15 protein-coding genes are annotated in these 13,961 nt (G+C 61.9%); 12 read left to right on the top strand and 3 right to left on the bottom strand.

Going from position 1 to position 13,961, the window contains the following annotated elements; all coding sequences use genetic code 11:
- Nucleotides 1–8: 8 nt before the first annotated feature.
- Nucleotides 9–1,190, bottom strand: a complete 1,182-nt coding sequence (locus ACK2SD_RS23750) for an acyl-CoA dehydrogenase (protein WP_039582465.1) — start codon at nucleotides 1,188–1,190, stop codon at nucleotides 9–11.
- Nucleotides 1,191–1,353: 163 nt separating this feature from the next.
- On the opposite strand from ACK2SD_RS23750, the gene ACK2SD_RS23755 reads away from it, so the two are divergent.
- From ACK2SD_RS23755 to ACK2SD_RS23800, 10 genes are all read left to right on the top strand, one after another.
- A complete protein-coding gene (locus tag ACK2SD_RS23755) occupies nucleotides 1,354–2,253 on the top strand; it encodes a LysR family transcriptional regulator (RefSeq protein WP_342650030.1) in 900 nt (299 codons plus the stop codon).
- A gap of 428 nt (nucleotides 2,254–2,681) precedes the next feature.
- Nucleotides 2,682–3,803, top strand: coding sequence for a Re/Si-specific NAD(P)(+) transhydrogenase subunit alpha (locus tag ACK2SD_RS23760; protein WP_116887321.1), 1,122 nt, complete (start codon nucleotides 2,682–2,684; stop codon nucleotides 3,801–3,803).
- Nucleotides 3,804–3,814: 11 nt separating this feature from the next.
- Nucleotides 3,815–4,135, top strand: coding sequence for an NAD(P) transhydrogenase subunit alpha (locus ACK2SD_RS23765; protein WP_039582464.1), 321 nt, complete (start codon nucleotides 3,815–3,817; stop codon nucleotides 4,133–4,135).
- Complete coding sequence (locus ACK2SD_RS23770) at nucleotides 4,132–5,583, top strand: NAD(P)(+) transhydrogenase (Re/Si-specific) subunit beta (protein WP_039582462.1); 1,452 nt, start codon at nucleotides 4,132–4,134, stop codon at nucleotides 5,581–5,583. The genes ACK2SD_RS23765 and ACK2SD_RS23770 overlap by 4 nt, the downstream gene beginning before the upstream one ends.
- Before the next feature lie 188 nt (nucleotides 5,584–5,771).
- Nucleotides 5,772–7,265: an acetyl-CoA hydrolase/transferase family protein gene (locus ACK2SD_RS23775; protein WP_412460993.1), complete on the top strand. Its 1,494-nt coding sequence runs from the start codon at nucleotides 5,772–5,774 to the stop codon at nucleotides 7,263–7,265.
- A gap of 332 nt (nucleotides 7,266–7,597) precedes the next feature.
- Complete coding sequence (locus ACK2SD_RS23780; RefSeq protein ID WP_029612296.1) at nucleotides 7,598–7,810, top strand: DUF1127 domain-containing protein; 213 nt, start codon at nucleotides 7,598–7,600, stop codon at nucleotides 7,808–7,810.
- Nucleotides 7,811–8,109: 299 nt separating this feature from the next.
- Nucleotides 8,110–8,427 (top strand): DUF2388 domain-containing protein, encoded by a 318-nt coding sequence (locus ACK2SD_RS23785; RefSeq protein WP_029612295.1) that lies wholly within the window; start codon nucleotides 8,110–8,112, stop codon nucleotides 8,425–8,427.
- Between the two features lie 80 nt (nucleotides 8,428–8,507).
- Nucleotides 8,508–8,801, top strand: a complete 294-nt coding sequence (locus ACK2SD_RS23790) for a DUF2388 domain-containing protein (protein WP_029612293.1) — start codon at nucleotides 8,508–8,510, stop codon at nucleotides 8,799–8,801.
- A gap of 36 nt (nucleotides 8,802–8,837) precedes the next feature.
- On the top strand, nucleotides 8,838–9,158 hold the full coding sequence (locus ACK2SD_RS23795) for a DUF2388 domain-containing protein (RefSeq protein WP_029612292.1): 321 nt from the start codon (nucleotides 8,838–8,840) through the stop codon (nucleotides 9,156–9,158).
- Nucleotides 9,155–11,113, top strand: a complete 1,959-nt coding sequence (locus ACK2SD_RS23800) for a DUF4105 domain-containing protein (protein WP_412460994.1) — start codon at nucleotides 9,155–9,157, stop codon at nucleotides 11,111–11,113. Before ACK2SD_RS23795 ends, ACK2SD_RS23800 begins: the two co-directional genes overlap by 4 nt.
- Nucleotides 11,114–11,122: 9 nt before the next feature.
- On the opposite strand, the gene ACK2SD_RS23805 is transcribed toward ACK2SD_RS23800, so the two are convergent.
- Entirely contained in the window at nucleotides 11,123–11,491 is a 369-nt protein-coding gene (locus tag ACK2SD_RS23805; protein ID WP_029612291.1) for a DUF4870 domain-containing protein, read from the bottom strand.
- A 26-nt stretch (nucleotides 11,492–11,517) separates the two neighbouring features.
- Complete coding sequence (gene rph / locus ACK2SD_RS23810) at nucleotides 11,518–12,240, bottom strand: ribonuclease PH (RefSeq protein ID WP_029612290.1); 723 nt, start codon at nucleotides 12,238–12,240, stop codon at nucleotides 11,518–11,520.
- Nucleotides 12,241–12,461: 221 nt separating this feature from the next.
- Here rph and ACK2SD_RS23815 point away from each other — a divergent pair, with 221 nt between their 5' ends.
- Both ACK2SD_RS23815 and gmk read left to right on the top strand, forming a co-directional pair.
- Nucleotides 12,462–13,325, top strand: a complete 864-nt coding sequence (locus ACK2SD_RS23815) for a YicC/YloC family endoribonuclease (protein ID WP_039582457.1) — start codon at nucleotides 12,462–12,464, stop codon at nucleotides 13,323–13,325.
- Between the two features lie 13 nt (nucleotides 13,326–13,338).
- Entirely contained in the window at nucleotides 13,339–13,959 is a 621-nt protein-coding gene (gene gmk / locus ACK2SD_RS23820; protein WP_412460995.1) for a guanylate kinase, read from the top strand.
- Nucleotides 13,960–13,961: the final 2 nt, after the last annotated feature.

The raw sequence follows: 13,961 nt of genomic DNA on the forward strand, positions 1-13,961 counted from the left end.
TCCTTCTATTAATAGAACGCCTGGATGCCAGTCTGGGCACGCCCGAGGATCAGCGCGTGAATGTCATGGGTACCTTCATAGGTGTTGACCACTTCGAGGTTGACCAGATGCCGGGCCACACCGAATTCGTCGGAAATGCCATTACCGCCAAGCATGTCGCGGGCCAGACGGGCGATTTCAAGCGCCTTGCCGCAGGAATTGCGCTTCATGATCGAGGTGATTTCCACCGCCGCCGTGCCCTCATCCTTCATCCGCCCCAGACGCAGACAGCCTTGCAGGCCCAGGGTGATTTCAGTCTGCATGTCGGCGAGCTTCTTCTGGATCAACTGATTGGCCGCCAGCGGGCGGCCGAACTGCTGGCGATCGAGCGTGTACTGGCGCGCGGTGTGCCAGCAGGCTTCCGCCGCGCCCAGTGCTCCCCACGAGATGCCGTATCGCGCTGAATTCAGACATGTAAACGGCCCCTTGAGACCACGCACTTCAGGGAAGATGTTCTCCTCCGGCACAAACACACTGTCCATGACGATCTCGCCAGTGATCGAAGCACGCAGGCCCACCTTGCCGTGAATGGCCGGCGCGCTCAGGCCTTTCCAGCCTTTTTCCAGAATGAAGCCACGAATATCACCGGCATCATCCTTGGCCCAAACCACGAATACGTCGGCAATGGGGCTGTTGGTGATCCACATCTTGCTGCCAGTCAGGCTGTAGCCACCCTCGACCTTGCGTGCCCGAGTGATCATCGCCCCAGGATCGGAACCATGGTTGGGCTCGGTCAGACCGAAGCAACCGATCCATTCGCCGCTGGCCAGCTTCGGCAGATATTTCTGCTTCTGCGCCTCGCTGCCAAAGGTATCGATGGGCACCATCACCAAGGAAGACTGCACGCTCATCATCGAGCGGTAACCGGAGTCGATGCGCTCCACCTCGCGAGCGATCAATCCGTAGCACACGTAGTTCAGGCCACTGCCGCCATACTCCACCGGGATGGTTGCGCCCAGCAGACCGACCTCGCCCATCTCGCGGAAAATCGCTGCATCGGTACGCTCATGACGAAAGGCCTCGACCACACGCGGCGCCAGCTTGTCCTGGGCGAACTGATAGGCGCTGTCGCGCACCATGCGTTCTTCTTCGGTGAGCTGCTGATCCAGCAGCAGCGGATCGATCCAGTTGAAGCTTGCTTTACCGGCCATGTGATGAGTCCTCTGCAGATGTCCGATGAATAGGGCTGGCGTTGATCCTAGGTCCGAATCGGCAGCACGACAAACGAGGATTGCGCACCTACCTGTGTTGTTTTCTCACTCCAAGAGAGGACAGAATCGCCTGAGTGACCCTTGATGAGTGAGATTGACGTACATGCGCCGGAAGATCCCTAGCACCGCCGCGTTGGTCTGCTTCGAAGCTGCAGCCCGCCACGAGAGCTTCACCAAGGCCGCACAGGAGCTGGCACTGACCCAGGGCGCCGTGTGCCGACAGATCGCCAGCCTGGAAAGCTTTCTCAACGTAGAGCTGTTTCGACGCTCGCAACGCGGAGTCAAGCTGAGCGAAGCCGGCCTTTCCTATAGCCGCCAGGTGGCAGCGCAGCTCGATGCGGTGGAGCGCGACACACTGTCGGTGATGCGCCAGCAAGGCGCCAGTGTCATCGAACTGGCCGTGGTGCCTACCTTCGGCACTCAATGGCTGCTGCCCCGACTCAAGGATTTCCAGCAGCGTCATCCGCAGGTGACGGTCAACCTGACCAACCGTACTCGGCCCTTCCTGTTCGCCGACACACCTTTTGATGCGGCCATCTACTTCGGCGATGCCGACTGGTCTGGCACCCAATCGCACCGGTTGATGGGCGAGAACCCGGTGCCGGTGTGCTGTCCGCACTGGCTCGAAAAGCAGGACTGCATCGAGCCGGGAGAAATCGCACAGCTACCCTTGCTGCAGCAGACCACTCGCCCCTACGCGTGGCGACAGTGGTTCACCAGCCTCGGCATGACTGTGGAGCGGGACATGACCGGGCCGCGCTATGAACTGTTCTCAATGTTGGCCCAGGCGGCCATGCACCAGATGGGCATCGCCTTGATTCCCCCTTTCCTCATCCAACGCGAGCTGGAGGAAGGACGCCTGGTGGTCGCAAACAGGCATGTGCTGACCAGCGACAAGGCCTACCATCTGATGATTCCAGAGCGCAAGATCGAGTCGGCATCGCTTCGTGCTTTCCGCGATTGGTTGATAGGTCAAGCGCACGCCTACACCCGTCTCATGTAGCCCGCCTGTGCTGTAGTTCCTAGTCAAATAAACCTACAGATGTATGGATATGTCGCCTATCCATAAACAATCTTATGACTTCGACGAAATCTCTGAACGCCCCGCACAGCGTGAGCTAGAGGTGACATTTACGACATTCACCAATCTGTGAGCGAAACACAGGAAAAAATCTCGTTTTCCTCATCTATGATGCGAATGTCCCATTCTAGACGCGTCGAAGCCCATGCATTGCGACACATGGTCACAGTGTGACTTGTAGTTTTAACTTCGTTTCGCTCCAGAACTGGTTGATGCCGTTTCGGTTCCTCTGCAAAATGCCTCGCCCGCCCCGGAACCGGCGGTATGCATGCTCAACGACCGCTCCAGCCGCACCACCCGAAGTGGGCTGGAAATCAACAATGACAAAGGTCACCGCAGGAGAAAAAGTCGTGCACATTGGTGTTCCTCTCGAGACGCAGACGGGTGAGACGAGGGTCGCTGCGACCCCGGAAACCATCAAGAAACTGGTTGGCCAAGGCCATCGGATCACCGTCGAACGTGGGGCCGGGCTCAAGGCCAGCATTCCGGATACGGCCTATGAAGCCGCAGGCGCGACCCTGGGCGAGGCCGCCGACGCACTGGGCGCACAGTTGGTGCTGAAGGTGGTGGCCCCCAACGACCAAGAATTAGGCCAGATCAACCCTGGTAGCGTTCTGGCGGGCATGCTCAACCCCTTCAACAATGATTTGATCGCCAAGATGGCCGATCGCGGCATCACGGCCTTTGCCCTAGAAGCGGCACCCCGCACGTCGCGGGCCCAGAGCCTGGACGTGCTGTCGTCACAAGCCAACATCGCCGGCTACAAGGCCGTACTGCTTGCCGCTCACCACTACCCGCGCTTCATGCCCATGCTGATGACCGCCGCCGGTACGGTGAAGGCTGCCCGTGTACTGATCCTGGGCGCCGGTGTCGCCGGGCTACAGGCCATCGCAACAGCCAAGCGCCTAGGTGCGGTGATCGAAGCCTCGGACGTACGTCCGGCAGTCAAGGAGCAGATCGAGTCGCTGGGTGCGAAATTCATCGACGTCCCCTACGAGACCGATGAAGAACGCGAGTGCGCCGAAGGCGTCGGTGGCTATGCCCGCCCCATGCCGGCCAGTTGGATGCAGCGTCAGGCACAGGCGGTCCACGAACGCGCCAAGCAGGCCGACATCATCATCACCACGGCACTGATCCCAGGACGCAAGGCACCGACGCTGCTGAGCGCAGAAACCGTTGCGCAGATGAAGCCTGGCTCGGTGGTCATCGACCTGGCCGCAGCCCAAGGTGGCAACTGCCCCCTCACCGTAGCCGACCAGGTGGTGATGGCGCATGGCGTGACCCTCGTAGGTCCGACCAACCTTCCCGCACAGCTGGCGGCCGACGCCTCGGCGCTGTACGCACGCAACCTGCTGGATTTCATGAAGCTGCTGTTCGACAAGGACGGCGCTCTGGCGATCAACCTCGAAGACGACATCGTCGCCGCGTGCCTGATGTGCCGCGACGGCCAGATCGTGCGCAAGAACGGCTGAGGAATACGACTATGGAAGACATGCTGATTTCCCACGGCATCTACAACCTGATCATCTTCGTGCTGGCGATCTATGTCGGCTATCACGTGGTCTGGAATGTCACTCCCGCGCTGCACACGCCACTGATGGCCGTGACCAACGCCATTTCCGCGATCGTCATCGTCGGCGCCATGCTCGCAGCCGCCCTGACCGTGACGCCAGCCGGCAAAGTGATGGGCACCCTGGCCGTGGCTTTGGCTGCGGTCAATGTGTTCGGCGGCTTCCTGGTCACTCGCCGCATGCTGGAAATGTTCAAGAAGAAAACCAAGAACGCGGGGCAGAAGCAACCATGAGCATGAATCTGGTCACCCTCCTTTATCTGGTCGCTTCGATCTGTTTCATCCAGGCGCTCAAAGGCCTGTCGCACCCGACCACGTCGCGACGCGGCAACCTGTTCGGCATGATCGGCATGGCGATCGCCACGCTGACCACCATCGGCCTGATCTACAAGCTGGCCGCGCTCTCGGTGGGCAACGGCGGCGCCACGGCAGGCATCGGCTACGTGCTCGTTGGTCTGCTGATTGGCGGCAGCGCGGGCGCGATCATGGCCAAGCGCGTGGAAATGACCAAGATGCCCGAACTGGTCGCCTTCATGCACAGCATGATCGGCCTGGCTGCGGTCTTCATCGCGATCGCTGCAGTGCTGGAACCGCAGTCGCTGGGCATCGTCGCGCTCATCAGCGATCCGATCCCGACCGGCAACCGGCTCGAACTGTTCCTCGGCGCCGCCATCGGCGCTATCACCTTCTCCGGCTCGGTCATCGCCTTTGGCAAGCTGTCGGGCAAGTACAAGTTCCGCCTTTTCCAAGGCGCTCCGGTCCAGTTCGCAGGCCAGCACAAGCTGAACCTGATCCTGGGTATCACGACACTGGCCCTGGGCCTGCTGTTTACCTTTACCGGCCATTACAGCGCGTTCACCCTGATGCTGGTGCTGGCCTTCATCATGGGCGTGCTGATCATCATCCCCATCGGCGGCGCCGACATGCCGGTGGTGGTTTCGATGCTCAACAGTTACTCGGGCTGGGCGGCGGCGGGTATCGGCTTCTCGCTGAACAACTCGATGCTGATCATCGCCGGCTCCCTGGTCGGCTCCAGCGGTGCGATTCTGTCGTACATCATGTGCAAGGCCATGAACCGCTCGTTCTTCAATGTCATTCTCGGTGGCTTCGGTGGCGATGCCGGTGCCGGCGCCTCGGCGGGCACTCAGGAACAGCGCCCGGTGAAATCCGGCTCGGCCGATGACGCGACCTTCCTGTTGAGCAACGCCGACAGCGTGATCATCGTCCCCGGCTACGGCCTGGCGGTAGCCCGCGCGCAGCATGCGCTGAAGGAACTGACGGAGAAGCTGACGCACAACGGCGTGACCGTGAAGTACGCCATCCACCCGGTGGCGGGGCGCATGCCTGGCCATATGAACGTGCTCCTGGCCGAGGCAGAAGTCCCCTATGACCAGGTCTTCGAAATGGAAGACATCAACGCCGAGTTCGGACAAGCCGACGTGGTGCTGGTGCTTGGCGCCAACGACGTGGTCAACCCGGCGGCGAAGAACGATCCCAAGTCGCCAATCGCCGGCATGCCGATTCTCGAGGCCTTCAAGGCCAAGACCATCATCGTCAACAAGCGCTCCATGGCCAGCGGCTATGCCGGGCTCGACAACGAATTGTTCTACCTGGACAAGACCATGATGGTGTTCGGTGACGCGAAGAAGGTCATCGAAGACATGGTCAAGGCCGTGGAGTAGCACTTTTCCTGCTGAACCGAGCGACATGAAGAAGGCCCCAGGAAGATCTTTCCTGGGGCCTTGTCGTTTTGCTGATCCAGATCAACGGCTCTACGACCGGGCTTCTCATACGACCATGGTCGCGGGACGACCCCGGGCGAAATCACTAGACTGCGCTGCAGTAGCCAAGTAGCCCGAGATGACACCCCATGTACCGTGATCGTATCCGCTTGTCCTCCCTGCACAGCAAGGTAATGAGTGCGGCCGATGCCGCTGGCCTGATCGAGGACGGCATGACCGTCGGCATGAGCGGCTTCACCCGCGCCGGCGAAGCCAAGGCCGTGCCCCATGCACTGGCCGAACGGGCGAAAAAATCGCCACTGAAGATTAGCCTGATGACCGGCGCCAGCCTGGGCAACGACCTGGACAAGCAACTGACCGAGGCCGGCGTGCTGGCCCGGCGCATGCCGTTCCAGGTCGACAGCACGTTGCGCAAGGCGATCAACGACGGCCAGGTGATGTTCATCGACCAGCACCTGTCCGAAACCGTGGAGCAGTTGCGCAACAAGCAACTGACGCTACCGGACATCGCGGTCATCGAAGCCGTCGCGATCACTGAACAAGGTCACATCGTGCCGACCACCTCGGTGGGCAACTCGGCCAGCTTCGCGATCTTCGCCAAACAAGTCATCATCGAGATCAACCTGTCGCACAACCCCAATCTCGAAGGCTTGCACGACATCTATATTCCTACCTATCGTCCAACCCGCACGCCGATCCCGCTGGTCAAGGTCGATGACCGCATCGGCAGCACCGCTATCCCGATCGATCCGGCGAAGATCGTCGGCATCGTCATCAGCGACCAGCCCGACTCGCCCTCCACCGTGTTGCCGCCGGATCACGAGACCCAGGGCATCGCCAATCACCTGATCGACTTCCTAAAGCGCGAGGTGACCGCCGGGCGCATGAGCAACAGCCTCGGCCCATTGCAGGCTGGCATCGGCAGCATTGCCAACGCAGTGATGTGCGGGCTGATCGAATCGCCGTTCGAAGACCTGACCATGTACTCCGAAGTGCTGCAGGACTCGACCTTCGAGCTGATCGACGCAGGCAAACTGCGCTTCGCCTCGGGCAGCTCGATCACCCTGTCGAGCCGGCGCAACGCCGACGTGTTCGGCAACCTGGAACGCTACAAAGACAAGCTCGTGCTGCGTCCTCAGGAAATTTCCAACCACCCCGAAGTGGTCCGTCGCCTGGGCATCATCGGTATCAACACGGCGCTGGAGTTCGACATCTACGGCAACGTCAACTCCACCCATGTCTGCGGCACGCGGATGATGAATGGCATCGGCGGCTCCGGTGACTTCGCCCGTAACGCGCATCTGTCGGTGTTCGTCACCAAGTCGATCGCCAAAGGCGGGGCGATCTCCAGCGTGGTACCGATGGTCAGCCATGTCGATCATACCGAGCATGACGTCGACATCCTGGTCACCGAACAAGGGCTTGCCGACCTGCGCGGCCTGGCACCGCGCGAGCGCGCCCGGGTCATCATCGACAATTGCGTGCACCCTGACTACCGCGCGGCGCTGAACGACTACTTCGAACGGGCCTGCGCGCGCGGTGGGCATACGCCGCACATTCTGCGCGAGGCGCTGAGCTGGCACGAAAACCTGGAAGAGAACGGACGGATGCTGGCAGGCTGATCAGAACGCTTTCTAGCGACGGTCATCGCGGACGCACTCTGCGGTGACCGGCATAAAACAGTTGGCCCAAGTCAGACGAACAAAACTGTACTACTGTATTGCAACAACCCCCGCCCATACTCACTCAAAAAACTTATTCCCTCCAAATTTGCACCACAATGGCGCACACCAATACAGTTGCGCCAATTTGGAGTGCAACAGTGCCCACAAACAGTTAACTGAGCCCACTCAATACTGTTGAACTGTATCTACTGTACTGGACAAGACGAGAGGATCATTGGCATCAGTTAAATCACTATCTAGTCCCGCCATAAGCGGAAGGATGACACATCATGGAACGTACCCTCAGTTCCGGTCTGGTTTTCGACAACAACACTGAATCCAAAGCCTCGGCGCCACTGCGCGTCGTTTCGACCCTGCTGCTGTGGCAACGCCGCATCGCCAGTCGTCGTCAACTCGCTCGCCTGGATGCACGCCTGCTCGCTGATGCGGGTATCAGCGAATCGCAGCGCTACCAAGAGCTGAGCAAGCCTTTCTGGCGCTAAGCGCTGGCGTGCCGGCACTAATCGGCACTGCATTCTTGAAAACCCGTCACAGGCAACTGTGACGGGTTTTTTATTGGGAATGGTAAAACCGTGCTGAACAGGTACAGTTCGAATCAAATCCAAAATAACCGAAACAGTTTGAAGCGACCTTCCCTTAACATCCTGAAACAAAGCCCCGTGGTACGCTTGCGTCACCCGCCTGTTAGCGTGTCCGCGCGTGTCAGTGTGCCCACAGGTATCCTGTGCGGTCCCGCAAGCGTCCGAGTAACCAGAACCGTCCCTTCGCAGGAGCACCATCCATGTCCCGTAAATCCCTGTTCGGCGCAGCCCTGCTGCTGGCCCTGACCAGCACCGCCCAGGCCAGCAGCTTCGTGGTCACCACCGATACCGTTGTTCGCGGGGTCGCAGCGTCCACCGACGCCACCTCTGACGCCAGTTCGTCGCTGCGTGACAAGAAAATCGTCGAAGCCGCACGCGACGACGCCGCCAGCTTCGTCGGCAGTCAGGGCGCCATTCGCGGCGCCAAGCTGGAAAGCGCCTTTGCCCACATCCGCGAGCAGGTGCCGACGCTGCAAGCGAGCGATGCACAATTGGCCCAGGCCATCCTGGCCTATTGATTACGCCTTCAGGTTCGCGCAGTCGGCGTTACACACCGACTGCACTGCAAGCCTCGCCCAGCCGACAGAACGTTAAGCCCATGCGTTACCTGATAACCCTGCTGCTTGCCTTCGCCAGTGTGGGAAGCGTCCACGCCATGGACGTCACCACTCAGTTTCCAATCATGACCGGCTACGTCACCACCCAAGTGACCACCGCGCCGTTCGATCGCAAGATCGTCGGCATGGCCCGCGATGACGCCGCCACGTTCGTCGCCAGTGGCGGGCAGATACGCAGCGCCCGTCTCCAGGCTGCGCTAGTCGAACTGCGCCGCCATCATTGGCTTGGCAATCACGACGACCTTGAACTGGCAGAGGCAATTCTCGTCCAATGATCACCCCTGACTCCTCGTATTCTTCGGAGATGCTCCATGCGTAAACCGCTGATCGCCGCCACCCTCGGCATGCTGCTGCTGGCCGACCTGGCCCAGGCACAGACCCTGGTGGCCACCAGCAACATCATCGTGCGTGCCTTTGGCCGCTCGATCGACTTCACCTCCGACACCACCACCTCGATCCGCGACTCCAAGGTCGTGCGCGAAGCCCGTGACGATGCGGCCAGCTTCGTCGCCAGCAACGGCGATATCCGCGGCGCTCAGCTCGAGGCGGCCTTCGACACCCTGCGCGACCGTGTGCCCGAGGCACGCGACGCCAGCGATCAGGTTCTGGCCGAAGCCATCCTCTCGCTGTGAAGCGCGCGCGTGCCTGGCTGCTCGGCTGCGCCCTGACGCTGCTCGGCACGCCCGCCCTGGCGGACCTGCGACTGGACTTGCAGACTCACGGTCTCGACGCTCACCAACGGCAGGCGTCCCAGGCCTTGCTCGATGAGGCCCTGTCCAAACTGCCGCCGACCTTCAAGCAGCGCCTGGATCGGCGAATTGACGTCAGCTGGAGCGACCGCATGCCGGCCGATGCCTACGGGCAGGCGTCGCCCGTAGCCAGCCTGGAACTCAATCGCCGCTTGCTGCCTGGTCTGGTCGACGGCAGCGCCGCCACTGAAAAGACCCAGCGCCCCCATGGCACGGTCCGCGAAGAACTGCTCGCCACCGTGCTCCACGAGCTGACCCACATCTATGACCGCGCACGCCTATGGCAAGGTGCGGAGCGCTCACGCATCGCCCGCTGCAAGCGGCAGTACACGACGCTCGGCGATATCGGCCTGCCGCAGCAGTGCCGTGGCGAGACCGAGCGCCGCTTCACCCTCAGCGACGACCCGCGCCTGCTCGATCTGGCCGGCTGGCCACAATACGTAGGCCGTCGCGGCGAGCGCGAACAGCACAACGGCCAGTTGGTGCGCACGCCCGACGCCTACGAGTTGAGCAGCCCCAAGGAGTTCATCGCGGTCAACATGGAGTACTTCCTCCTCGACCCGAGCTACGGCTGTCGCCGGCCGGCGCTGAACCAATACCTGCGCGAGCATTTCGCCTGGGCACCGGCGCAAGACACCTGCGCCCAGGGCCTGCCCTTCCTGAATGCCGGCAGCGACTTCGCCCGCGAGCCGCTGGGCGATATCGATCCCGAGCGCGTCTACCAGGTCGACTACCTGCTCGCCGAAGCCAACCAGAACTGGGTGAGCCGCTGGGGGCACAGCATGCTGCGGCTGGTGATCTGCGCCCCAGGTCGGCCACGCGGTCCGGACTGCCGCTTGGACCTGGACCGCCACCTGGTGCTTTCCTACCGTGCCTTCGTCAACGATGTGCAATTGTCCAGTTGGGACGGCCTGATCGGCGCCTACCCCTCGCGGCTGTTCGTGTTGCCGCTGGGCCAGGTCATCGACGAATACACCAAGACCGAACTGCGCAGCCTGTCGTCGGTGCCGCTCAAGCTTGATCGTCAGCAGATCGAGGACCTGGTGCGCCAGGCAGCGGAAATGCACTGGAGCTATGACGGCAACTACTACTTCCTGTCCAACAACTGTGCGGTGGAAACCCTCAAGCTGATGCGCAGCGGCACCGCCGATCCACGCTTGAGCGACCTCGATTCGATCATGCCCAACGGCTTGCTGGAAGTGCTCAAGGGCCGCGGCCTGGCCGATACCCACGTGCTCGACGATCCGCGCGAAGCCTTGCGCCTGGGCTATCGGTTCGACTCCTATCGAGACCGCTACCAGGCGATGTTCGAGGTGTTGAGAAAACAGCTGCCGATCCAGCAGACCGCCGTGGAGGACTGGCTTGCACAGGACGCCGAGCAGCGCCGGCCCTGGTTTGCCCAGGCCAATCTGCGCACCAGCGCGGCCCTGCTACTGCTGGAGCAGGCCAGCCTGCGTCGCCAACTGCTGTTGGCACAGGATGAGGTCAAGCAGCGTTATCTGAACGCGACCGCATTAAAGGACGGCAGCATCGACAAAGCCAATGCGACTCTGCAGCAGATGCTCGCCAACAGCGGCTTCCTCAGCCGGCCGGCCGAATTGCTGGAGTCGCAGGGCTATGGTCTGCCGCAACCGCAAGAGCGCGCGCATCTGGAGAAAGTCAGCAGCGAGCGTCAGGCGCAATTGCTGCGCCTGAGCACCGATCTGGACAAAGAAGTGAGAGCACTGCTGGAGCCCGCGAGGGCCAAGGAAATTGCCGCTATCGAGACCAACGTCAAGCAGATCGGCGAACATCTGAGGGCGTTGCACAAGGCAGCCGGCGGTTTGCAGCTGCCTTGAACGTAGCGGTTACTTGATCGGACGCCAGATGAACGGGTAGCGATAGGCTTTGCCTTCGTTCGCGCGAACGCCGGCCAGAATGATCAGAATCAGCATCGCCACCGCGAGGATGGCGAGCAGCACGACACCGATCACCACGAACATCAGCAGGAAGCAGATGAACCCGGCCAGGGTGACGGTGATCTGGAAATTCAGCGCCTCCTTGCCTTGGGCATCGACGAAGGGATCCGATTCGCGCTTCCAGAGCCACATCACCAACGGCCCGAGCAGATGTCCCAACGGCATCACCAGCCCGAGAAACGCACTGAAGTGACAGAACATCGCCCATTGCCGGGCTTCGGCGCTGACGGTTCCGATCGGTGGATTTGGCTCATTCATGGATTGATGGTCCTCTAGGGAAGCGCTCAGTCGGCCAGTGCGGCAGTTTGCAGATCGAAGATCTCGGTCATGCCCTTCTGGGCCAGTGCCAGCATGGCGTTGAAGTCTTCAGGCTGGAACGGCGCGCCTTCGGCAGTGCCCTGCACTTCGATGAAGCCGCCAGCACTGGTCATGACCACATTGAGGTCGGTCTCGGCGGCAGAATCTTCCAGGTAGTCCAGGTCCAGCACCGCCTCGCCCTGGTACATGCCTACCGAGACAGCCGCGATCATGTGCTTGAGCGGGTTGCCGCCCTTGAGGCCGCCGCGCTTCTTGATCACCGCCAGCGCGTCGCACAGGGCGACCATGGCACCGGTGATCGACGCCGTGCGGGTACCGCCATCGGCCTGGATGACGTCGCAATCGACGTAGAGCGTGATATCGCCGAGCTTGCTCATGTCCAGCGCGGCGCGCAGGGAGCGGCCGATCAGGCGCTGGATCTCCAGGGTGCGACCACCCTGCTTGCCACGACTGGCCTCGCGCTGGTTCCGCTCGCCGGTCGAGCGCGGCAGCATGCCGTACTCGGCAGTCAGCCAGCCCTGGCCCTGACCTTTGAGGAAGCGCGGAACGCCGTTCTCGACGCTGACCGTGCAGATGACTTTGGTGTCACCGAACTCGACCAGTACCGACCCCTCGGCGTGCTTGGTGTAGTTGCGGGTGATGCGGATCGAGCGAAGCTGATCGGCGGCGCGACCACTTGGACGTTTCATCTGGGATACCTGTACTGGAATGCGAATCAGGCGGCCATTATAGGGCTGCTAAACGCACGAGGACATGCCTAATGTCTCGGGCGTGCCATCCGTCGACCTGTCTGCTCTGGTCATCAGTGCGCGGCGCGGCGCGATTGGGCGCCGTCGCCGCACTGCGCTACAATCCTGCGCCTTGCAGCCGAAAGGCGCTCCGTCATCCCGAAATTCGCGAGGTTCTCCCCATGGTGCACAGCATGACCGCCTTTGCCCGCGTCGAGCGCGCCGGCAGCCAGGGCACCCTGAGCTGGGAGTTGCGCTCGGTCAACCACCGCTACCTGGAGCCGCATCTGCGTCTGCCAGAGGCCCTGCGCGATCTCGAAGGCGCGGTCCGCGAAGGCCTGCGCCAAGGGCTCTCGCGCGGCAAGGTCGAATGTACCCTGCGCCTGTGTGAAGAGAGCAGCGGCAAGCCGCTGCAGGTCGATCGCGAGCGCGCCGCGCAACTGGTCGCCGCCGCTGAAACCGTGGCCGGACTCATCAACCAGCCGGCACCGCTCAACCCCCTCGAAGTGCTGGCCTGGCCCGGTGTACTGGTGGCCGATGCCGCCGACCCACAGGCGCTGAACGCCGAGGCCTTGGCGCTGTTCGACGAAGCGCTCGCCGAGCTCAAGGCTGGCCGTCAGCGCGAAGGCCAGGAGCTGGCACGGCTGATCGACGAACGCCTGGAGGCCATGACCCACGAAGTGGCCACCCTGCGCGCGCTGGTGCCGCAGATGCTGGCTGCGCAACGCCAGCGTATTCTCGACCGCTTCGCCGACATGCAGGCCGAGCTCGAGCCCCAGCGCCTGGAGCAGGAGATGGTGCTGTTGGCGCAGAAGAGCGACGTGGCCGAAGAGCTCGACCGCCTGAGCACCCATGTCACCGAAGTACGCCGGGTGCTCAAGTCCGGCGGTGCGGCCGGACGGCGGCTGGACTTCCTGATGCAGGAGCTCAATCGCGAAGCCAACACCCTCGGCTCCAAGGCCTTCGACCCACGCAGCACCCAAGCGGCCGTCAATCTGAAGGTGCTGATCGAACAGATGCGTGAACAAGTACAGAACATCGAGTAAGGCTACCCCGACCATGACCCACACCAGCGGCACCCTCTACATCGTCTCGGCCCCTTCGGGCGCCGGCAAGACCAGCCTGGTCAACGCCCTCACGCAACAGGACACGCAGATCCGCGTCTCGGTGTCCCACACCACGCGGGCCATGCGTCCCGGCGAGGCCCACGGCGTGAACTACCACTTCGTGGACCACGAGGCCTTCAAGACGCTGATCGCCCAGGACGACTTCCTCGAACACGCCGAGGTGTTCGGCAACTTCTACGGAACCTCGCGCAGCGCACTGCAGGAAACCCTCGCCCAAGGCTTCGACCTGATCCTGGAGATCGACTGGCAGGGCGCTCAGCAGGTACGCAAGCTGATGCCCGAGGCGCTGTCGATCTTCATTCTGCCGCCCAGCCGAGAGGCGCTGCGTCAGCGACTGGACGGCCGCGGCCAGGACAGCGAAGACATCATCGCCGGCCGCATGAAAGAAGCAGTCAGCGAGATGGTGCATTACGCCGAGTTCGACTATGTCATCGTCAACGACGATTTCGCCCACGCGCTGGACGATCTGCAATCGGTGTTCCGGGCCAACCGCCTGTTGCTCAAGAAACAGCAACAGCGCCATGCGGCGCTGCTCGAGCAGTTGGTCGGCTGAAG

Source organism: Pseudomonas sp. SC11 (assembly GCF_047039205.1).
GTDB classification, from domain to species: Bacteria; Pseudomonadota; Gammaproteobacteria; order Pseudomonadales; family Pseudomonadaceae; genus Aquipseudomonas; species Aquipseudomonas boreofloridensis.